The organism is Chitinophaga sp. 180180018-3 (assembly GCF_037893185.1).
Lineage (GTDB): Bacteria > Bacteroidota > Bacteroidia > Chitinophagales > Chitinophagaceae > Chitinophaga.
On record NZ_CP140772.1, the window covers coordinates 1117295 to 1138904 of the forward strand.

At 48.3% G+C, this 21610-nt stretch carries 13 protein-coding genes and 1 pseudogene; 7 read left to right on the plus strand and 7 right to left on the minus strand.

Going from position 1 to position 21610, the window contains the following annotated elements:
• Positions 1–3 precede the first annotated feature (3 nt).
• From UNH61_RS04565 to UNH61_RS04580, 4 genes and pseudogenes are all read left to right on the plus strand, one after another.
• Entirely contained in the window at positions 4–2286 is a 2283-nt protein-coding gene (locus tag UNH61_RS04565; protein ID WP_326990938.1) for an alpha-L-rhamnosidase C-terminal domain-containing protein, read from the plus strand.
• A gap of 54 nt (positions 2287–2340) precedes the next feature.
• Positions 2341–5415: a TonB-dependent receptor gene (locus tag UNH61_RS04570; RefSeq protein WP_326990939.1), complete on the plus strand. Its 3075-nt coding sequence runs from the start codon at positions 2341–2343 to the stop codon at positions 5413–5415.
• 26 nt (positions 5416–5441) lie between these two features.
• The gene (locus UNH61_RS04575; RefSeq protein WP_326990940.1) at positions 5442–6986 is read left to right on the plus strand and encodes a RagB/SusD family nutrient uptake outer membrane protein; all 1545 of its coding nucleotides are present in this window, start codon (positions 5442–5444) and stop codon (positions 6984–6986) included.
• A gap of 251 nt (positions 6987–7237) precedes the next feature.
• Positions 7238–7438: pseudogene (locus tag UNH61_RS04580) on the plus strand (hypothetical protein); the annotation flags it as partial.
• A gap of 85 nt (positions 7439–7523) precedes the next feature.
• Here UNH61_RS04580 and UNH61_RS04585 read toward each other — a convergent pair.
• Positions 7524–8939 (minus strand): ATP-binding protein, encoded by a 1416-nt coding sequence (locus UNH61_RS04585; protein ID WP_326990941.1) that lies wholly within the window; start codon positions 8937–8939, stop codon positions 7524–7526.
• Positions 8940–9179: 240 nt separating this feature from the next.
• Between UNH61_RS04585 and UNH61_RS04590 the strand changes: the two genes are divergently transcribed.
• Positions 9180–9671 (plus strand): DinB family protein, encoded by a 492-nt coding sequence (locus UNH61_RS04590; RefSeq protein WP_326990943.1) that lies wholly within the window; start codon positions 9180–9182, stop codon positions 9669–9671.
• Between the two features lie 113 nt (positions 9672–9784).
• Here the strand turns inward: UNH61_RS04590 and UNH61_RS04595 are convergent, their stop codons facing one another.
• The 3 genes from UNH61_RS04595 to UNH61_RS04605 all read right to left on the minus strand — a co-directional run bounded on the left by UNH61_RS04595 (position 9785) and on the right by UNH61_RS04605 (position 15748).
• Positions 9785–10918, minus strand: coding sequence for a medium chain dehydrogenase/reductase family protein (locus tag UNH61_RS04595; RefSeq protein ID WP_326990944.1), 1134 nt, complete (start codon positions 10916–10918; stop codon positions 9785–9787).
• A gap of 215 nt (positions 10919–11133) precedes the next feature.
• A complete protein-coding gene (locus UNH61_RS04600; protein ID WP_326990945.1) occupies positions 11134–12756 on the minus strand; it encodes a RagB/SusD family nutrient uptake outer membrane protein in 1623 nt (540 codons plus the stop codon).
• Between the two features lie 16 nt (positions 12757–12772).
• Positions 12773–15748, minus strand: coding sequence for a TonB-dependent receptor (locus UNH61_RS04605; RefSeq protein WP_326990946.1), 2976 nt, complete (start codon positions 15746–15748; stop codon positions 12773–12775).
• A 656-nt stretch (positions 15749–16404) separates the two neighbouring features.
• Here UNH61_RS04605 and UNH61_RS04610 point away from each other — a divergent pair.
• Complete coding sequence (locus UNH61_RS04610) at positions 16405–16623, plus strand: hypothetical protein (protein WP_326990947.1); 219 nt, start codon at positions 16405–16407, stop codon at positions 16621–16623.
• Positions 16607–17314 (plus strand): MgtC/SapB family protein, encoded by a 708-nt coding sequence (locus UNH61_RS04615; RefSeq protein WP_326990948.1) that lies wholly within the window; start codon positions 16607–16609, stop codon positions 17312–17314. Before UNH61_RS04610 ends, UNH61_RS04615 begins: the two co-directional genes overlap by 17 nt.
• A 108-nt stretch (positions 17315–17422) precedes the next feature.
• On the opposite strand, the gene UNH61_RS04620 is transcribed toward UNH61_RS04615, so the two are convergent.
• The 3 genes from UNH61_RS04620 to UNH61_RS04630 all read right to left on the minus strand — a co-directional run bounded on the left by UNH61_RS04620 (position 17423) and on the right by UNH61_RS04630 (position 21590).
• Complete coding sequence (locus UNH61_RS04620) at positions 17423–18634, minus strand: MFS transporter (RefSeq protein ID WP_326990949.1); 1212 nt, start codon at positions 18632–18634, stop codon at positions 17423–17425.
• Positions 18635–18750: 116 nt separating this feature from the next.
• A complete protein-coding gene (locus tag UNH61_RS04625) occupies positions 18751–19713 on the minus strand; it encodes a helix-turn-helix transcriptional regulator (protein WP_326990950.1) in 963 nt (320 codons plus the stop codon).
• An 8-nt stretch (positions 19714–19721) separates the two neighbouring features.
• Positions 19722–21590, minus strand: coding sequence for a tetratricopeptide repeat protein (locus UNH61_RS04630; RefSeq protein ID WP_326990951.1), 1869 nt, complete (start codon positions 21588–21590; stop codon positions 19722–19724).
• Positions 21591–21610: the final 20 nt, after the last annotated feature.

Here is a 21610-nt window from a genome sequence, read left to right on the forward strand (position 1 = left end):
GCAATGAGATATTTATTGAGATCATTTCCATTCCTGGCTGTATTGCTGATCAGTTTTTCAGGATTTGCGCAGACTGCAGGCTGGCAGGCAGCATGGATAGGATTGCCCCATGTAGCAAGCGATACTAACCTATGGACTGCTTTCCGCAAAGAATGCTTCATTGAAAAAGTCCCTGAAACCGTGCCTGCCAAAATAGCCACGGATTCAAAATACTGGCTTTGGATAAATGGGAAGCTGGTGGTATTTGAAGGCCAGTTGAAAAGAGGGCCCAACCCACAGGACACTTATTATGACCAGGTTGATCTGGCGCCCTACCTGCATAAAGGAAAGAATACCATTGCCGTATTAACCTGGTATTGGGGACGGGATGGCTTCTGCCACAAAAGCAGCGGTAAAGCAGCGCTTTTATTCGAAGCAATGGCAGGCAGGGAAACAATCATATCGGACACCAGCTGGAGGGCAATAAGGCATGCCGCCTTTGGCAATACGGCGCCGCCGCTTCCCAATTACCGTTTACCGGAATTCAATATTCATTTTGACGCCAGGAAAGACATGCCGGACTGGCAACAGAGGGATTTTTCAGACCGTTCCTGGCCGCATGTTGTTTCATACGGGAAGCCGCCTGTTGCCCCATGGCATCACTTGCAGAAAAGGCCTGTCCCGCTGTGGAAAGATGCAGGCCTGGCAGGATATGATAACCGCACTGATATCCCAAAGCAAAGCAAGGGCGGGATCATTATTGCCAGATTGCCCCGGAACATCACCATTACGCCATACCTGAAAATAGAGGCGCCGGCCGGTCTGAAAATAGATATCCGGACTGATAACTATAAAGGTGGGAGCGAGTATAATGTGCGAACCGAGTATATCACTAAAGAAGGGGTACAGGAGTTCGAGACCTTCGGCTATATGAACGGGCATGAAGTGCATTATACCATTCCGGAAGGAGTGAAGATCCTTGATCTGAAATACCGGGAAACCCGTTATAAAACTGAAAGAACAGGCGTTTTCATAGCAGATGACCTCTTTTACAATAAGCTTTGGGAGAAGTCATATTATACGCTTAATGTCAATCTGAGGGATGCTATACAGGACCCGGACCGTGAGCGTGCGCAGTGGTGGGGCGATGCGGTGATCCTGATGGGAGAGATACTGTATGCCTGTGACAGGAATGGGGAGCTGGCCATCCAGAAGGCCATCCGCAACCTGGTAGATTGGCAAAAGCCGGATAGCGTATTGTATTCGCCTGTTCCTGCGGGCAACTGGGACAGGGAGTTGCCCGCCCAGATGCTGGCCGCCACCGGCAGGTATGGTTTCTGGAATTATTATCGCTATACAGGGGATACCGCGATGATCCATTATGTATATCCCACTGTCAGAAAATATTTACAGCTATGGAATTTCGATAAGAACGGGTTGCTTATCCATCGCCCGGGCGGATGGGATTGGATGGATTGGGGCGATAATATAGACACGGCGCTGACAGAGAACGCATGGTATTACATGGCCCTTGACGCTGCCGTGCAAATGGCCGGGCTTACGGGGCATCACTCGGATATAAGCGGGTATCAGGCCTCAATGAGGTCGATTAAGGAGAATTTCAACCGCTTGTTCTGGAGTGGGACAGCATATAGAAGCCCAACATATAAGGGTTTGACGGACGACCGCGGAAATGCATTGGCCGTAGTGGCCGGCATAGCGGACAGCAGTAAATATGACGCAATAAGGGCGGTATTGAAAAGCGAATACCATGCAAGCCCTTACATGGAGAAGTACATCCTGGAATCGTTCTTCATTATGGGAGATGCAGCGGGCGGATTAGCGCGGATGAAGAAGCGCTATGCCAATATGGTTCAGAGCCCGCTCACCACGCTTTGGGAAGGGTGGGGCATTGGCGCGGATGGGTATGGCGGAGGATCTTACAACCACGGGTGGTCCGGCGGCCCATTGACATTGCTCAGCCAGTATGTTGCCGGGATTGCGCCGGATAAGCCGGCCTATGAGACGTTCCGCATTCTGCCCCGGCCGGGCGTTTTGAAAAAGATACACTGCGTTGCGCCTACGGTAAAAGGCAATATTATCATGGACCTGAAGTGTGAAGAAAATAAGCTTTATCTGTCAGTGTCCGTTCCTGCTCATACGGCGGGTTGTGTAGGCGTGCCTAAGATAGGGCCTAATTTGTCGAAGATAAAGGTGAATAATAAACTAACAGCTGCATCAAGGGAAGATGCCGGTTACTTCTATTTTGATGTCAAACCGGGGGAATGGTCATTTGTACTGTTTTAATGAGCCATCAAATATAAAATCAATCTCAACGCGTAAACCAAAAAATTTCTAGTTATGAAAATGAACTGCTACAAAAAGTGGCTTTGCGGTACGCTGTTGCCACTATTTATGCTGTTGAACATCCTGCCCGCGCGTTCGCAGGCGCCGGTGACGGGGACGGTCACCGATTCTGCAACAGCTGCGCCAATCGTCAATGCATCGGTTGGCATCAGGGGAACATCGGTGGGCACACATACTGATGAACAGGGCAGGTTCACCATCCGGGCATCAACAGGCGATGTGCTGGTATTTCGTTATATGGGGTACATAGAGAGAGCGGTAAAGGTGGACGGCAGCCCTTTGCAAATTGCATTGTCGCCAAAATCGGAATTGCTGAACGAGGTGGTTGTGGTCAGCTACGGCAAACAGAAGAAACGGGAGCTCACAGGCGCTGTGGGCCAGGTAGACGCATTGAAGCTGCAGGATATGCCGGTAGCCAATATCGGTCAGAAACTGCAGGGCAAGCTGGCCGGCGTGCAGATCAGCCACAATTCAGGCACTCCGGGATCAGAGATGTCATTCCGCATCCGTGGCGCTGCTTCCATTGGCGCCGGCAACAACCCGCTGATTGTGATTGATGGGTTTCCTTCTGTGAGCGGGCTCCAGGTCCTGAGCCCCGATGAGATTGAAACCATTACGGTCCTGAAGGATGCGTCATCGGCGGCCCTCTATGGATCGCGGGCTGCAAACGGAGTTATCCTGGTTACGACCAAACAGGCCAAAGCCGGGCAGCAAAGCCTGGAGCTCTCCGTCAATATGGGCATACAGCGGGTGCCCCAACGGGGAAGGCCCGACCTGATGAATGCGGAGGAATTCGCGCAGTTCAAAAAAGAATACTACGAAGACGCCGCAAAGTATGAAGGCTATACAGGAGGAGTGCCTGAGGCATATGCTGATCCCGGCCGGTATGCCGGCAATTATGGTACCGACTGGTTTGATGTATTGCTCCGTGAGGCGCTGAACCAGAATTACAACATCTCCTACAGTTCCGGAACAGATAAGCTGAAGTCAGTTTTCAACCTTAACTTTAACAAGCAGGAAGGCGTTATACTCAATACTTCCGATCAACGGATCACAGCACGTACGAATAATGTATACACCGTATCGGACAGGCTGACCCTGGGCCTTAATCTAGAGTTTTCCAACGGAAGCAACAACAGTGTGTCTGGACTGGACAATGGTCGCAATATCATCCAGCTTGCCTACCTGATGGATCCCTCACTGAACTACAAAAACCCGGATGGGTCCTATCCGATATCCTTTTCACAGCCGGGGATGTTTCCCCAGCCCAATTGGTACCTGGTAGTAACCCAACGTACACTGAAGGCAAAAGCCAACCGGTTCCTGGCAAACGGATATGCCGAGTTTAAGATCTTAGAAGGACTGAAGGTCAAGACCAGCATCAATGTCAATACTGATAACACCACTACGCGGGCCTTCAATCCCTCAACATCGCAGGGTGGGCTGGGAAGCGCCCCGCCACAACTGGCTACCGGCTCATATAACACCAGTAGCTTTTTGACATGGCTGAGCGAAAACACGGTCACCTATGAGAAAACTATCAGGAATAACCATCACTTCGATCTGCTTGGCGGTTATACAGTTCAAAAGTTCACCAGTGAAAACAGCAACATCGATGGCCGGCAGTTTGCGGATGACGCCATTCCCTGGATAAGCGCGGCGATCACCCGTATTGGCAATGTGGGCGCAACGGAATGGTCATTGCTTTCCTACCTGGGCCGGCTCAATTACAATTATAAAGGCAAATACCTGGCTTCATTTGCTTTCCGCAGTGACGGCTCTTCCAAATTCGGTCAGAATACCCGCTTCGGCAATTTCCCTTCCGTTTCAGTTGGCTGGGTGGCGTCTGAAGAACCATTCATGCATGCCATCAGGAGCATTGCCTTCCTGAAGCTGCGGGCAAACTATGGAAAGTTGGGGAACAACAACATTGGCGACTATACTTACCTGTCTGCGGTAAGCAGCAATGACTATGCTTTTAACGGCCAGGTAACCCCGGGGAAATCGCTGAACGGTATCGGCAACAACTACCTCACATGGGAAACCACTGAAGGGTATGACCTGGGGTTGGACCTGGAACTATTCAAAAGCCGCTTGTCCTTCACCTATGATTACTACCGGAAAAAAACGGACGGTCTGCTATATGGGATCGATATCCCGATACAATCAGGTTTTTCGAGTATCACATCCAATGTGGGACGCTTCGATTTCTGGGGACATGAATTCACGGTTTCCTCCCAGAACCTGGTGGGCAGATTTAAATGGAGCACTGACCTCAATATTTCATTTGATCGCAACCTGGTCAGAAAGCTCGGTACAAATGACGCCCCCATAGGAGGGTATGGTGAATATTGGGATGATAACCGCACCGCCGTTGGTCATCCTATCGGTCTGTTCTATGGGTACATCAATACCGGGGTGTATATGACCCAGGAGGAATTTGAATCCCAGCCGCATGGAGCCACTTCCATGGTTGGCACAGCCAGGTTTAAGGATGTGAGCGGGCCGGATGGCGTTCCCGATGGCAAGATCGATAGTTACGACCGGACATTCATCGGAAATCCCAATCCAAAATTCGTGTACGGTATCACCAATACATTCGCCTATAATAAATTCGATCTGAGCATTGTCTTAGCAGGTACTGTAGGTAATGATATTGCAGACGATGCTTTCCAGTCGACCGAAAACCTCGACGGTGTTTTCAACGTCCGGAAAGGCGTAGCGCGCCGTTGGCGTTCGCCGGAAAATCCGGGCGACGGGATCTATCCGCGTACCAGGAGCGGCACCACCGAAAGCTTCCGGAATTTTACAAGCAGGCAGGTATTCGACGGGTCATACATAGCCGCCAAGAACATCACGTTAGGCTATACGTTGCGGCCGCGGGGCACCCGTTATTTCAAGAGCCTGCGGGCCTATATCAGCGCCCAGAACGCATTCATTCTCACCAATTACCCTGGGCTCAATCCCGAAGCGGGGTTCAGCGGATTGAACGGCCTGAATCAGGGCCGCGATTTCACCGGCTACCCGGTGCCCCGTATATTTTCCTTTGGTATCCATGCAGGTTTTTAACCGGTAACTATTTAAACGTGAAAAAGATGAAAAGAAAAATAAACTTATTCGTTTTGACGGTGGTGTTATCCGCCTGCAGCAACGATTTCCTGAACCTGGTTCCTCCTACTTCACTGAGCTCCGCTTCGTTCTACAAAAATTTCCAGCAGTTTGACCAGGCGGTTGTTGCCGCTTACACCAACCTCCGGGGGATTGCATTCATGGGCATTTATATGGACGAGATGAGATCGGACAACACATTTTATACCCGGTATTCGGCTGATAGGGGTACTTCCACCAGCGCAGAGGCTATTGCTGAGTTCAGGGACAATAGCACATCCAGCCAGGAGCCCAACTCACCCGGCAATCGCTATGGCAATGCGTACCAGGGCATTTCCAAGGTCAACACGATATTGACCCAGCTGAAAAGCTCATCACTCTCTGCCGAAGAAAAAGATAAGATAGGTGGCGAAGCCTTATTCCTGCGGGCTTTCTACTATTATGACCTTGTACAGCATTATGGCGGAGTACCGCTGCAGCTTGCGGAAATCAAGAGCACCGGAGAGGCGTTCCTCCCCAAATCGACAGTCGATGATGTTTATGGCCAGATCATCACTGACCTCACTGCTGCCATCCCGTTGCTGCCAACGGCTGCCAGCTTTCCCCAATCGGGCAGGGCTACAAAAGGCGCGGCAAAGATGTTGCTTGCTTATGCGTATATGTCCAAGCCAGCCAAAGAATATGAAAAAGCCATATCGGAGCTGCAGAATATCACAGCAATGAACTATGCGCTGCTGGGTAATTATGCTGATGTTTTTGATCCCGGCAACAAGAACAACCGGGAGTCTATATTTGAAATACAGTACAAGCAGGGAAATGAAGGCCAGCAGAGTGATTTTATCTGGCGCTTCATCCCGAAAGCAACCAACCCTGGTTTCATCCTTGGCGTGAACGGCACCAATGCCCGTGGCGGATTGGCCAGCGGCGGGTGGAATGTGCCCACGCAGGAAATGGTGGACTCCTATGAAAATGGTGATCTGAGGCTACCTGCTTCAATTGCCGTAGCCGAAGGAACTATTGACAATGAAGTGATGACTGTTACCGCGGTTAAAAGCCCTGTGGGCTACCAGCCTGCGGCCGGTGCAGGCTACTACTACTTTATCAGGAAATACCTGCACCCGCCTTACCAGGTGGAATTTAACACCAATGACAACTGGCCGGTGTTCCGTTATGCCGGGGCGCTGCTTTTGCTGGCCGAAGGCCTGGTTGCCCAGGGCAAGCATTCCGAAGCTTTGCCGTATATCAACCAGGTGCGGAGACGGGCTGGGTTGCCTGAGCTCAGCACCGTTACGGCGCTGAATGTTGCGAATGAGATGCGGCATGAGCTGGCATTCGAGAATCACCGCTGGACGGACTTGGTGCGGAATGGTTTAGCCATTGATGTCATCAAGGCGAAGGGCCAGCGGCTGAAAGCCCTGTATGGATGGCTGTTACCGATCGCTTTCGCCATCAATGAGGACCGGCTTGTTTATGCAATTCCTTTCCGGGAGATTCAGATCAATAGTAACCTGGTGCAGAATAAGGGATATTGAGGTTGGAATAAAAGAAGGGTGCGTTGAACCGGTAGGAAATGGGGAACAGTTCCGACAGGTCATGGGCAATTAAAATGCAGTCAGAGTTTGGGTTTTTACAGACGTTCAAAAACAAGAAGAGGGTGTCTCAAAAGAAAGAGGCACCCTTTTTTCATTTTTCAGTTTTAAGATGGTGTTTATTCATAATGGTGGTGGATAAATAAAGTAGCTGCTAGCCAGATCATTAAGGTTATAGCTGTTGTTATATATGTATGGCAGGAGGTAAAACCTTATCGGTGGTATTTAAGAGCAACCATCAACACCAGGGGATATTGTTACCACCAGATCTAAATGAATTAATAGAGGCAGGCCATCCAGTACGAACGGTTAGCGAAGTATTGGACAAGGTTGATATAAGTGGACTGCAGCAACAGTATAAACCTGGTGGGACCAGTAGTTATCATCCCCGGATGCCACCTTTATGCGGATGAAGGAGGATCATATGAAGAATGGGCAATTGAAACCGGCCTACAATAGTATTGATTTATCTTCTTATTATCAATCGAACAAAACATCCATCTTCAAACTATTTTGCACAAGCGAATTCGAGTAATTATTCTTATTCAATTCAAAAGTTGTTATCATAGTTAAAAAAATGGCTTTACGTGTTTTTGTTTCCTGTCTAAAAATACCCACCTTATTTCTCAGTTCTTCGGCATATTTTTTATCGATTGTGAAATTATTGATAGAGAATTTCATTTCGCAAATATTGATTACCTGATCACGCCTGTCAATTACCAGATCAATTTGGGCACCTGCAGTACTTATCCAGGATGACGTTGTTGTTTGCACGCCGCTGATACCCAGCGCTTTTTTAATTTCCCCTATATGAGTAAGGCATACCTGTTCAAAAGCGTAGCTACTCCACGCACGTTGTTCCGGGCTATCCAATCCATTAATCCAGGCATTTTCATCCAATATGCCAGCCTTTCTTATAAACTTTAAATAGAACAATGAATAAAAATCAGTTAGCTGATAAAGACTATTCCTCTCCTTTTTTCCGTATGAGATATATTTGCGGATAAAACCACTTTCTTCCAACTCCTTTAAAATCCTGGTAACACTCCCACCGGTGGCAAGTTTTGCGCCCTTGATTAGTTCTCCGCGCGTTAGCCCCTTCGCTTTTTTACTCAATGCTTCTATTACCGCAATATGCTTGTCTGCATTGTCAAATAGTGATTGGTACAGGTTATCAAATTCCGAGCGAAGTATTCCGTCCTTCTCAAAACATAATCTATTAATGTTTTGGGCAGCACTTTGCCTTACATCTATCTGCTCCAGATAAAAGGGAATTCCCCCCATAACCATGTATAATTGTATAATCTGATACCTGTCAAATATTGCCTTTTTATATTTTAGGAAGTACTCACATTCTTTCAATGTAAAAGGTTCTAATCTAATCCGGTGGGTCACGCGGTTATGCAAACCGCCTTTGTTGTTAATAAGTTTGTTGATCATCCATCCTGCCGCTGATCCGCAAGCAATCAACACTACATCATTTCTCATACTTGCCCAGGAATTCCAGAAATGTTCCAGTGCAGGGACAAAATCAGATTGTGCTGTATCAAGCCAGGGAAGCTCATCCAGGAAAATTATTTTCTTTTTCCGCTTACTTGATTCCAGTAAAACAGAGAGCTGTTGAAATGCGGTAAACCAATCAGCGGCAGGTTTTTTCCCATAGGCAGAAGGGTCGTATTTCGTCAATGCAGCATGAAAGTTAGATAGTTGCTGCGATAGGTTGACATTGGACATACCTGTCAAATAAAAATCAAATTTATTATCGAAGGCCTGCCTGATTAAAAAAGTTTTCCCAACTCTTCTTCTTCCGTACACAGCAACAAAAGTAGAAGATTTTTTATCTCTTAATTGGTTAAGCAAATCAAGTTCTTTTTTACGGCCAATGAGTTTGTCCATATTTCTCAATTTGGCCATAAAGGTATAAATTTAATAAGTTATGGCCAAATTGATCAGATTTATGTGAATTAGATTTAATATTATATCTGTTCCGTCTATTATCCTCTCTATTCAGACAATAACAAAACTACCGGGTCCAAAAATATTTTTCCAGGCTACTGACATAGGGTTGTCACATCCCGGTTTTTACTTTGTATCATCAAACAACACAAAGCAAGAACCTACTAAAAACACACTATTATGACACATGTTGAAATGCTCCTGAAAGAATTAGAAAAAGAAGCTGTTACTACCCGTAAAATGCTGGAACGCGTTCCTGTTGAACAATTCGGCTGGAAACCCCATCCTAAAAGCGGCACCCTGATCTGGCTGGCACGCCACGTGGCGGAGCTCCCGGGCTGGGTAGATATGGCACTTACCACCAGTGAACTGGATTTTGCTCAGAACCCTTACACTCAACCTGAAATCAACAGCACCGAAGAACTGCTTCAATATTTCAACCAATCGCTCGAGGCCGGCCGTGAACAACTGAAAAAGGCCAGCGATGCTCAACTCGAAGAGCTCTGGACCCTCCGCAGCGGCGATCAGGTACACAACATCTCCACCAAGCATGAAGTGATCCGGATGTCGTACTGCCAGACTGTTCACCACCGGGCTCAACTGGGTGTTTATCTGCGCCTGCTCGATGTACCGATTCCCGGAAGTTACGGTCCGAGCGCGGATGAACATTAAGAATGAATGAAGAATATGGAATGAAGAATTAAGAATGAAGAGCGAAGATCTTAGCGGGTAACAATAATATAGAGCATTACCCGCTAAGATCTTCGCTCTTCATTCTTAATTCTTCATTCCATATTCTTCATTCCCTCGTAGAGGTATACCGTTTTCCCTACCCGTGTCCTGTCGTTAAAGCTTCGTTCAATAAATGCTTTGAAATCATCGCCGGTATATATACTATCCGCTGCCAGCGATAGTTTGCCGTTGCAATAGTCATCTACCGCATTACGGAGATCTGCGCTGTTGCCCAGGCAGTTACCGATAATGCTGATATTGTTGGCAATAGCACTGAGTATTACGGGAAAAATTTTTCCTTCCTGTGCATGAAAGGCTTGCAGCATCAGATTGTGCTGCCGCTGAAACCCGCAGGTAACATATCTCCCGTTCATTTTTATATGTGAGATAAGAGGGGAAAGATAAATATCGGTGTAGGGATCTATCACCACATCAAACCCGCCAATGGCCGCTGAGAGCTGCTGAAATGCAGATCCGGCATCGAGCGGTGCATGCAATAGTTTCGTGAAACGGTAACGCTCAAATGGCGAAGCCGGACGTGGAGACGCTGATAACAGGTAAATATTGGCTCCACTATGTTGCAGTGCCGCCAGCGCAAAGATGGAAGTACTGGAAGAGGCAGCTGTGATCAATACATTTTCCCCTGGCCTGATGCCTGCTTTCCTGACCATAGCATAAGCCGTTTGCGCGCCAATGGTAAAGCCGGCGGCGATTTCATCCGGCATAGCATCCGGTATTTTCAATAACTGTCTTTCATGGAATATTTCGAAACGGTCCGATGCATAATCTGATGGCACGCCACCTCTTATTTCCCTGTACTCTGCAGGAAAGGTACCGTCCGGAATTACCCGGTCGCCCGGCTTCAGCGTAGTCACCGATTTTCCGGTTGACACTACCTCAGCAACAAATTCGGAGCCGATGGGAGAGTAGTAAAGAATGCCCTGTTCAGCACTTTCTTCACATAAACTATTTATGCGTAATAATATCGACTGATCACGGAAATTCAGCGAAAAGCCTGTCTTCCTCACCAACACTGCATATTCGTTATCAGCGTGCGAGGCCAGATCCTTGCGATCCGCTTCCATCAAGGTGAAGGTAAGCTCCTTCCCGAATAACATGACTGCCTCATATTGCAGCTCAGGCGCCGCGTCCCTCAGGCTGCTATGACATAAAACCAGACTTTTCATAACTGTTGCTAGCCGTTAGCTACCAGCCGCCAGCTGCTAGTTGCCATTTGTTGTTAAAGAAAATGGTTGATCCTTTCACAAAGTAAGAAACGGCTTTTAGAATTAAGAATGTGGAATAAAGAATTAAGAAACAGCGGGGAGATAGTAGCGAAGTTGATCTTCGCTACTATCTCCCCGCTGTTTCTTAATTCTTCACTCTATATTCGTAATTGCTTCTAATTGTATCCCGGATTCTGATCAAGCACCGCATCCTTATTCAGCTGTATCTCACCCAGTGGAATAGGCAGCAGCAAATTGGTTTTAGTAAGACCAGTCAACGGTTTCTGGACATCGTTGCTGTTCAGGCGTATGGCGCGGTCTACCAGGGTGCCGGTGCGCATGAGTGTCATACGGCGGTTTTCTTCACCTACCAGTTCGCGGGCTCTTTCGTCCAGAACGAAATCTATATTCATCTGTGCCGCAGTGGCATCCGGCGCCTGTGCACGTCTTCTTAAAATATTAATAGTGGCAGCGGCAGCATCCAATTTGCCCTGTTTTACCTGCGCTTCGGCAAGCAGGAGGTAGGTTTCACCCAGCCGCATGAGCATGAAGTCTTTGATCATAGCATAGCCAAAAGTATCGTTCGGATCAAAGGCGCCCCACTTGGTGGTACTGGGACAGATCTTGTAGAGGGTATCCGGACCGGTATAAGGCACCTGTTTACCGTACAACGCCGGTTTATTCGCATCATTGTAGTAATAAACGCGGCGGATATTGTAATTGGAGTTACGAATATCGCCATTGTCATACAGATGGTACAACACCCAGTTGCTAAGACGTAATCTGGCAATACCACGCCCGCCGAGGGAATCGGCGATCACCATACCGCTGACATTGTAGTAGGCTGCACCCCAAACGCGGCGCTGCTGCGGGTTATCCGTGATGCCACCTACAACCGTAGCGGGATTTTCCTGCTCCAATACCCAGATGGCTTCCGTATTGCCCTGGGATCTTCGCTCATTGCCGTATTGGAACATATCCGAATAATAATCGCCCGGCAGGCTACTCTTGATGCCGTAACGTTTCTGGATCAGGCTGAATTTACTGCTGCTGATGATGGCCTGTGCCTGTTGCTCCGCCAGCTCGGGTTTGCCGGTACGGAGATATACTTCGGCGAGGAGCTGCATAGCCATATACTTGTTAGCGCGACCGTACATCTTGCCTTTGGTATTGGATTTCACCGCTTCAATATCCGGCAGGTTACTGGCTGCAAAGGTGAGGTCGCTGATAATGGCGTTGTTCACATCATCCAGCGGCGCACGGGTGAAATCGGTTTTGGGCCCGCTGAGCGCATGAAGTATCAGTGGTACTTTTCCATACAGTGTGGCGAGTGTATTATAAGCATATGCACGAAAGAATTTAGCTTCCGCACTGATGGCGGTTTTCCCTGCAGTACTGATGGAAGTAAGCGAGGGCGATTCTACCCCGTCGATGATCGTGTTGGTAAGATTTACCAGTATGTATTGCCGGTTCCACATCCGGGCACTGGCGCCATCTGTGGAAGTAAGCGTAGCGTAATTATAGTACGGGATTTCTATTCCCTGCTGATTGGCGGTGGAATTGGCTACATCGGTACCTACCTGCCACACGCTGGGCCACCCCTGTTGGCTGGACCACGAAAAAATGGTACTCACATGGTTGTACAGTCCCACGAGAGAGGCTTCATAACCCAGCGAATCGTTGAGTGTAGCCGGTGTATAGGAGGAGTAAGGCTTCTCATTGAGGAAGCTCTTGCTGCAGGAACCTGAGAGCAATGACAAAGCGACCAAAGCACTGATGCTGCTAAATATTTTTTTCATGATGATAATTTTCAGGTTAGCGTAAAGAGATGTTGGCGCCTATAACAAATGAACGTACGGTCGGGTAGTTGTTGGTCCAGTCGCCGGAGCCCCTCGTTGAATAATTGTTCTCGGGATCCCAGCCTATCCAGTCGGTGAAGGTATACAGGTTACGTCCGCTGGCGTAAATGGTAAGGTTACCCAGGTGTAGTTTATCGAGTAATTTTTGTGAGAAGACATAGCTCAGCGTTACATCTTTAATACGGGTGAAGCTGGCGTTGGAGGGATAGCCATAACCTCTCGTATTGTTGTACGACAACGCGGGCCTGGAGTTATTGTTATTTTCCGGAGTCCAGTATCCAATCACAGCTGGTGTATTTCTTCTGCCGGTTTCGTCGCCGTAGTTCAGATCCGGGTTGTATTTGGTAATGCCCTGCACTGTCTGGATGAAAATGCTGAGATTAAAGTTTTTATAATGGAAGGTATTGGTAATACCACCGGTCCATTTGGGCGTAGTCTGACCAAGGATCTTACGGTCGTCGGCAGTGATCTTACCATCGCCGGTGAGATCTGCAAATTTCAGATCGCCGGGTTTGGCGCCGGGATCCTGTTTGCTTGCATCTTCATTAGTCTGCCATACGCCGGTCATGACATAGTCGTAGATCACACTGATGGGCGAGCCGATGAACCATCTGTTTCCGAGGTCGCTCTTTTTATCGCCGTACAGATCCACGATCTCATTTTTGTTGGTGGCGTATACCAGGGCGGTTTCCCAGAGGAAATCGCCGTTGACGAGGTTGCGGGAATTGAGGGATACTTCCAATCCTTTGTTGGCCGTTTTACCGATATTATCGAGCACACTGCCATAGCCGGTGATGATAGGCAAACTTCTGTTCAGCAATAAGCCGGAGGTATTGGTTTTATACACATCTATTGTTCCGTAGAGGCGATTTTTCAGGAAAGAAAATTCGAGGCCGATGTTAGCGCCGGTAGTTGTTTCCCATTGCAGCTGCTGGTTGCCGAGGTTACCCGGGAAAGCGCCGATGGTGCTGACGCCGTTGAACGGAGAGCGGCCGGTATTGTCGGTAGTGATGGTACCATACACGCCTACTGCTTCATTGCCCGATTTACCATAAGAGGCGCGTAGTTTCAGATTGTCTATGAAAGACAATGGCTTCATAAAGCGTTCGTTGCTGATATTCCAGCCCACGGCTGCTACCGGGAACAAGCCGTATTTGCTGGTGCTGGCGCCGAATACAGAGGAGCCGTCGCGGCGGGCGGTGAGGGTAAGCAGGTAACGGCTGTCGTACGAATAGTTGATGCGCGCCATCTGCGATACCAGTGCACGGCGGTTGGCATAGGAGCTACTCGTTTGAGTGGCGCCGGCTCCCAGGTTATGAAAGCTGAGCTCATCATTTACAAAGCCACTGGCTCCTGCCGTAGTGGATTTGAACTGGTATTCCTGGGCACTGTATAACCCGGTGAAATCGAAATGATGCTGGTGCCAGTCGCGGTTATAGGTGAGGATATTTTCCAGTGTGTAGCTGTTAGTTTCAGCATTGTACTTGCTGGCAGTACCAATCATATCATTCGCGCGGCGGCCGGTATAGTTGCCGGAGCTGGCGGGGATATAGGTGTAGCCTGCATTCAGGCGATATTTTAAACCACTGAGTATACCGGAGAATTTAATTTCTGCATAGCCGTTACCGGTGATATTAGTGTTACGGTCCATCCGGTCGGTCAGTAATCCCAGCATGGGATTGGTGTATAGCTGTTCCGGATTCATGGGATAAATAGCATAGGTGCCGTTTGTATTGTACAACTGGCCATAGGGGCTCATAGCAGTAGCAAACAAGAGGTTGGCGCGGCCACCGTCGTAGTTGTTGTTGGCAAAGAAGCTGGAAACGCCTACAGTGAGGTAATCGGTGATGTTGGCGTCGATATTGGAACGCAGGCTGACGCGTTTATACTGATATCCTTTGATGACACCTTTCTGGTTCATGTATTCCCCGGAGAGGTAGTATTTCACATCTTTAGTACCTCCTGAAATAGTCAGGTTATGATCCTGCATGATGCCGGGTTGCGTGGCAACATCCAGCCAGTTCGTTGTTTTGCCGGCGTTGTAGTTGTCGAGCTCTCCGTAGTTCGGAACAGGGCTGGTTTGTGTTTGCCCTGTTTGTTTCAGGTAATCAGCATATTTCTGCACGTATTCAGCGCCGTTGCGCGGGCGCAGGATATGCGCAATATCTTCCCGGCCGGCGTAGGCGTTGTACCTGATCACCGGTTTACCGGTGATGCCACGCTTGGTGGTAATGAGGATGACGCCGTTGGAACCGTTGGTACCGTAAATGGCCACCGCAGAAGGATCTTTCAGGATCTCAATGGAGGCGATGTCATTCGGACTGATATCATTGAGGGAACCGCCCTGTTTGCTGAAAGGTACTCCATCCACTACCACATAAGGACCAGTGGAGGCGGTGATGGAGTTCTGGCCACGGATAAGGGTAGCGGGTTGTTGCCCCGGTACGGAAGAAGTGGTAGTGATGTTCACACCTGCCACGGCGCCTTCCATGGCCTGTAATACGTTGGTCACGGGCAGTTGGGATAAACGTTGCTTAGGTACAGATACAACGGCGCCGGTAATGTCGGATCGTTTCTGGGTACCGTAGCCTACTACCACTACATCGGAGAGCTGTTTGCCATTATCGGTCAGGATAACGCTGAGTTGACTGCTGCTGCTGTTTACAGCCACTGTTTTGGACGACAGGCCTATAAACGAGATGATGAGGGAAGCGGGTTGGTGTAGTTGTATAGAGAAACTGCCGTTGGCGTCGGAAACAGTTCCCTGGGAAGCTTTGTCCACCTTGATGGTGGCCCCTGGTACAGGATTCCCCGTGTTGTCCATCACTTTCCCCCTGACGGTATAGGTGCCCTGTTGCGCCTGCAGTGAACCGGCGAGGGCGCATACCAGGAGGAGGCACGAAATCGTGATGTAAAGAATTCTCTTTTTCATAACATGTTAGTTTTAGAGTATATAGTCAGCATTCAATCCATGTAAAGGCATAAGGATCCCTGCCACGGCCGGGCCGTGGTGTAATAGCTGCCCTGTACGACAGAGCAGACGGTTGTTACCGGTACTTTGCAGCAGTATCTTCCGGGAGAAAATGGCAGCTGTTCATAACGTATTCCTCTCTATCGCTTTCCACCTCTGTTTTTTATGCAAACGTTTTATACAAACGTTTGCATACAGGGGCGTGTCAATCCCCGCCTTACCGTATATGTAAAGCGCTCAGTACTAATTGTCAATAAATAATATACTGCCTGTCTGCTGGTGAAGGCATCTGGTTGATAATGTTCTATAACGTGCTCTGATTAATTCATCTCAAGTGTTTGTTACGTAAATGTAGGAATATTTTTTAAAATTGTCAGTCTGACACTAAAAAATTTTAAACCGTGGTTAGGCAGGCTTGTCAGTGCTCTAATTTTTTTCTAATTAATTTCTGTTCCGTTTATAATCATCTTTTCAGAGGAACGTGTCTATCTTTGCAGCGCATTAAAAAAGTAATATCATGGACGGAGATCCCCTTTATTATTTCTCCTTTATTCTTTAACCGCCCGCCACTATCGTAGCTGAAGCTGTGCCGGTGAGCAGGCACAAAAAGCATGGCTATGTTCAACATCTTCAACATCAGCAGAATTGCCCGGTACAGTATTGGGAAAAACGCGTCGCGTACTAAGAAAGACGATTACCCGGTAGGTATGGATAACAAGCCAACTATTACACTGGGCCTGAAAGACAGCATATTTACTAACCCGGCCTATGGCAGCAGCAGCTATCGCAGGCTGAAAAATAAACGGAGGGACATTCATCATGCTCACGATATATGATTTCACTATCAGACTGGCCGTAGCCTTTGCGCTTGGCGCGGCTATTGGCACCGAACGTCAGTGGAGGCAACGTATGGCGGGACTGCGTACCAATATACTGGTGGCATTGGGCGCCAGCATGTTTGTGGCGCTGGGTGTGCGGATTGGTGGAGATGCAGCCGGAAGAGTTACTTCCTATGTAATCAGCGGTATTGGTTTCCTGGGTGCAGGCGTGATCATGAAAGACGGCATCAATGTGCGTGGCCTGAACACCGCCGCTACACTCTGGTGCTCTGCTGCCATCGGTGCACTGTGCGGGATGAAGCTCATCCCGGAAGCCTGTGTGGGAACAGGTTTTATCATCCTGACACATATACTCATGCGCCCGGTGGGCAATAAATTAAGCCATCTGCCGATCGATAAAAATGCAGCTATACAAATCGGCTATCTGCTTTCTATCAAATGCAAACAGGATGTAGAAAACCACCTGAGGGTGCTGCTCCTGCAGGCTACCAACAACAACGATAAATTATTGCTGCGTTCTCTCAAGAGTACAGATAACGGAGATCCCAGCGTTGCTATCATCACTGCCGAAATTCTTGCTAACAGTAATGAAGATGGTACCATGGAAAAAATTGCAGGGAGGCTTACTATTGAGCACCAGGTATCTGAAGTGAGCTGGAATAAGATCAGTAGTGAAAACGACTTGTAAATACATTTATCCCTATCCATCGCAAGGGGTGTGATGAGCCCCGTTCACAGGTTGATAAATAAGGTAATATCCCCGGTTGCAGTTACTGCAACCGGGTTTTTAATGCCGTTATCTGGTAGATCTGAAAACCATCGTTGCCATCAATGCAGCCACCAATGCCGCACTACCGAAAAGTATAAATGTATTTTCCAATCCATATGGCACCAGTAAGGAAAAAAGTAAACTTCCGAAACCATAACCTATAAACAGGAAGAAAGCGAATAGCCCTGTTGCAAGCCCTTTCCGGGACGAAAGGGTAGTAGCAATGGCAGCAAACAGGGGATGGGTCATATCAAAGCCCAGCGACAAAAGAGCCACTACTATATTAGAAGCTGCCAGAGGCAGCCGGCACCCCAGGCATATTGCTGATACGCCCCCAACAGCCAGGCCAACGGGTATTATTTTGTTTCGCCCGTATTTGTCGGCCATTCTGCCTATGAATGGCCCGAGCACGAAACCAGGTATTCCATATCCCAGTAACGATAGTCCTATACCTGTTTCACCCAGGTGATAATTCCGGAAAAGCAGGTATCCCAGCCATGTGAATACGCCCGAATGAAACATGGCGTTGATGAGTACATAGCTATACGTACCAACTGCCCGTCGCTGGCCTAATATTTCCCGGATGGCCGGCCATATTTCCCCGGAGCTGAGCGCACCTGCTGCGGGCACGCTGCTAAATGACTCGCGGTATTGCAGCAATAATACAAATATCAGTGCACCCACTGCTGCCACGGAAAAGAATAGCCAGCTCCAGCCAATCAATGGCTCCAGCAGTGCGCCGGCAAATGATCCTAATGCCGTGCCCCCGGCCATACTGCCAAAGAAAATGCCCAGCGCATGCCCGCGCTTTTCATAACTGAAGGTATCACTTATCCAGCTGATAGTGGTGGGGGCAATACCTCCGGCTCCCAATCCGGTCAACAATCTGAACAGGATCATCTGATTTACGGTGCCCGAAAACCCGGTGCAGATGGTTAGTACAATAAAGCAACCCAATGAAAACAGAATCACCGGCAAACGGCCGTAACGATCCGATAACGGCGCGTAAATCAGCGTCACGGCGCCATAGCCAAGCAGGTAGGATGGCTCGATAAAACTGGTTTGTTGTACGGTAACACCGAAGTAGGCCGACAAATGCGGTAGCAACGGCGCTACCATAAATCCCTGAAAAAAAATAAGGAAGGTGGCAAGTGAAATGATCCTCACTACCAATGTGGAGGAACGCAGATCCCCGTCCCGGTTGCCTGCGCCGGGAAAGGCCATTTGAGATAAACCCATAAGTGACAGGTAAGAATTAGTAAAGTCCGGTTTGACCGGGTATGTTGTTTTACTACCCAAAATTCCTGCGAAGCGGCGTTATTCTCTTATACTAATCAGACAGATACTTGTACTTTTTATAGATCTCTATTTCCCTGAAAGCCGGGATCGAATTTTTTTAATGCTTCATTCCGGAATACGCCGGGGGTGGCGCCTGTCATTCGTTTAAAAAAACGGGTGAAGTAGGGAACATCGTTAAACTGAAGCAGGTAGGCTATTTCCGCTACCTGCAGAGGAGTATGCATCAGGTAACTTTTGGCTTCCAGTATCAGTTTTTCATGAATAAAGGAAGAAGCCGTACGCCCGCTGTATTGCCTGACAATACTATTGAGATAGCTGGCATTCATATTCATCATCCGGGCAATGGTGCTTACCCCGGGCTTAGCTTTTGCTTTTCCGGACGATAACTGTGTGAAGTATTCATTTACCCGGCTGCGGAAGCGGTTCATGATAGTGGCATGATTCAGCTGAACCGCCGACTTCGCCGCTACTTTTCTGTAATACATCCTCCGGATACGGATCAGGTATACCCGTAACAGGTGTTGCAGTATATCAAATTTATCGGGATGATCGCTGTTCATTTCTTCCAGCATAATTTCGGCGGTATGGGTAAGTTCCGCTGCTTCTTTTTCCGTAAGACGGATAATCGTGTCTGCCTCCGCTGTAAGGAACGGAAACTCCTTTTCAAAGGAAGGGTGCAACATATCTATGCCGGCGAATGCCGGGGTAAAACAACAGAGAAATCCATGAACCAGTTCCACCCGCTGCCAGCTCTCAATTTTTCCGGGCCATGTAAAATACAGGCTGTTTTTGGAGGTTTCTATTGTCTGATCCGGGAGAAGGAAGCGGATACCGGGTGTTTTACAGAAAACCAGGCGAAAGAAATTGCCCCTGAATAAAGGCATATATAATAATTTGCCCTTCGCCTGGTCTTCTATGCGCATAATAGTAAAGAAATCATTCTGAGCAGTGCCAATACGGAAGGTATTGTAAAAATCACTGATCGTATTTAATACTGGTATATGTCGCTGTGATTTCATAGCACAACTCAAAAATCACATGTCTTGATCAACCCATTCGCCATCGTTATCTTTTTCATATCCCCATCGCTTTTAATCTCCACAAATTTCTCCAGTCGCTGCGAACGCTCTACCAGATAATCCTGGTCATAATAGTAATTGGTTACCTGCTGTACCGGCCCATTCTGCCATACGTCGGAACCGGTAAATATCCTGGCGGTTTTCCGCTGGTTGAAACTGTGAATGAGCTGAATAAAGTACCGGCCGGGCTTCAGTCCTTCGAAAATAAACCGCCCGTCGGCGCCGGTAGTAGTTTGCACCGAATACTGGTTTGCTTCCTCCGACATATACACGCCCGTATTTTTGCCTTCTTTTTTCTCTCTCAGCGAATACCAGTCTTCCAGGTAGGGCGTAACAGGGAACAGCACCACTTTTACGCCGGCGGCATTGAAAATAAGTCCGTCTTTTTTCGTACAGGCTCTTCCCGCAATGCTGGAGGTACCACGACTCAACGCCGCAGTAGCCAGTTTGGGATCGAAGGTACTTTCCGGAAAAATTTCCTGCCGTGTTTTTCCTCCCGTTGCGGTTAACTTACCGCCTAAGTCGGCATATTTTTTCCGGTCAATATTTGCCAGCTTTTTCTGCCCGGTCGACTCATAGGCATCCGCGCGGTTATAATAGGCAATCTGGTTGGAAGGATCTTTTTCAATCGCTTTTGTATAGTTGGCAATAGCTTCCGCGAAATGCTGTTTATCGTGGTGTACCACTCCGATGTTCAGATAACCATTAGACATCTCAGGATTGAATTCCACCGCCTTCTGGTAATCTGCTAATGCTATTTCAGGTTGCTTCTTTGCATTCAGATAAATGTTTCCCCGTTCGAGATAAGCATCTGCGTTCCGTGGATCCACTTCAATGGCTTTGTTATAGTCGTTGAGGGCAGGCTCGAACTGTTCCCAGCGGGTATAGATATTTCCCCGGAAAAGGTAGTAATTCGATTTTTTAGGATCCAGTTCAATGGCCTTGTTATAGTCTTTAAATGCAAGGTCGGGTTTTCCCTGAAGCAGGTATACATTACCCCGGTTGCCGTAAAGGGAGGCGTCGTTGGGCGTGAGCTCAAGTACCTTGGCATAATCGGCCAGTGCCAGATCGAACTGACCTTTTTTCTTGTACATCACGCCGCGGTCAAACCAGGCATCCACATCTTTCGGATTCAGCTGAATTACTTTGGAGAAGTCGGTGATGGCGGGGTCGTACTGTTGTAAATCATAATAGGCATTGCCCCGGAGAAAATAGGCGTAATCATAATCCGGATTTATCTGTATTGCCTTTGTATACTCGTCGATGGCCACTTTGGGCTGCTGCTTTCCTCCATAGATCATACCCCGTTTCGCATACGCCAGCGCAAACCGTGGATTCAGTTCCAGTGCCCTGGTATAATCGGCCATAGCAGCATCGCTTTTTTTCTGATAGTCGTATGCGGTGCCACGGGCGTAATACTCGAGGGCGGATTGGGGAGCACTCAGTAAGGCGATGGCTTTATCGAATGATTGGGCCGTTTGCGCATCGTTGCCCTGGTTTTTGTCGACCAACGCTTTGAAAGCATAAATCAAACCGCTATTGGGATTCAGCCGTAGGGCTTTGTCGAAATCCGGGCTGGCCTGCGCAGTTTTGGCATCGGCCAGAAGCGCTCTGCCGTGGATGGCATAGGCCATCAGGTCATTCTTATTGGCACTGATGGCAGCTGCGGAAAGGTCCCGTGCCTGCGCGAAATGACCTTCCGTTAATTGCGTCAGCGCATTTGCTGTGTTGTTGTTTTGACCAGATGCTGTGGAGATGATACCGCTGATAATGACCGATGCTATGGAAACTGATAACCGGTTAACTGCTTGTTTCATGAATTTGCTGATTAATGATA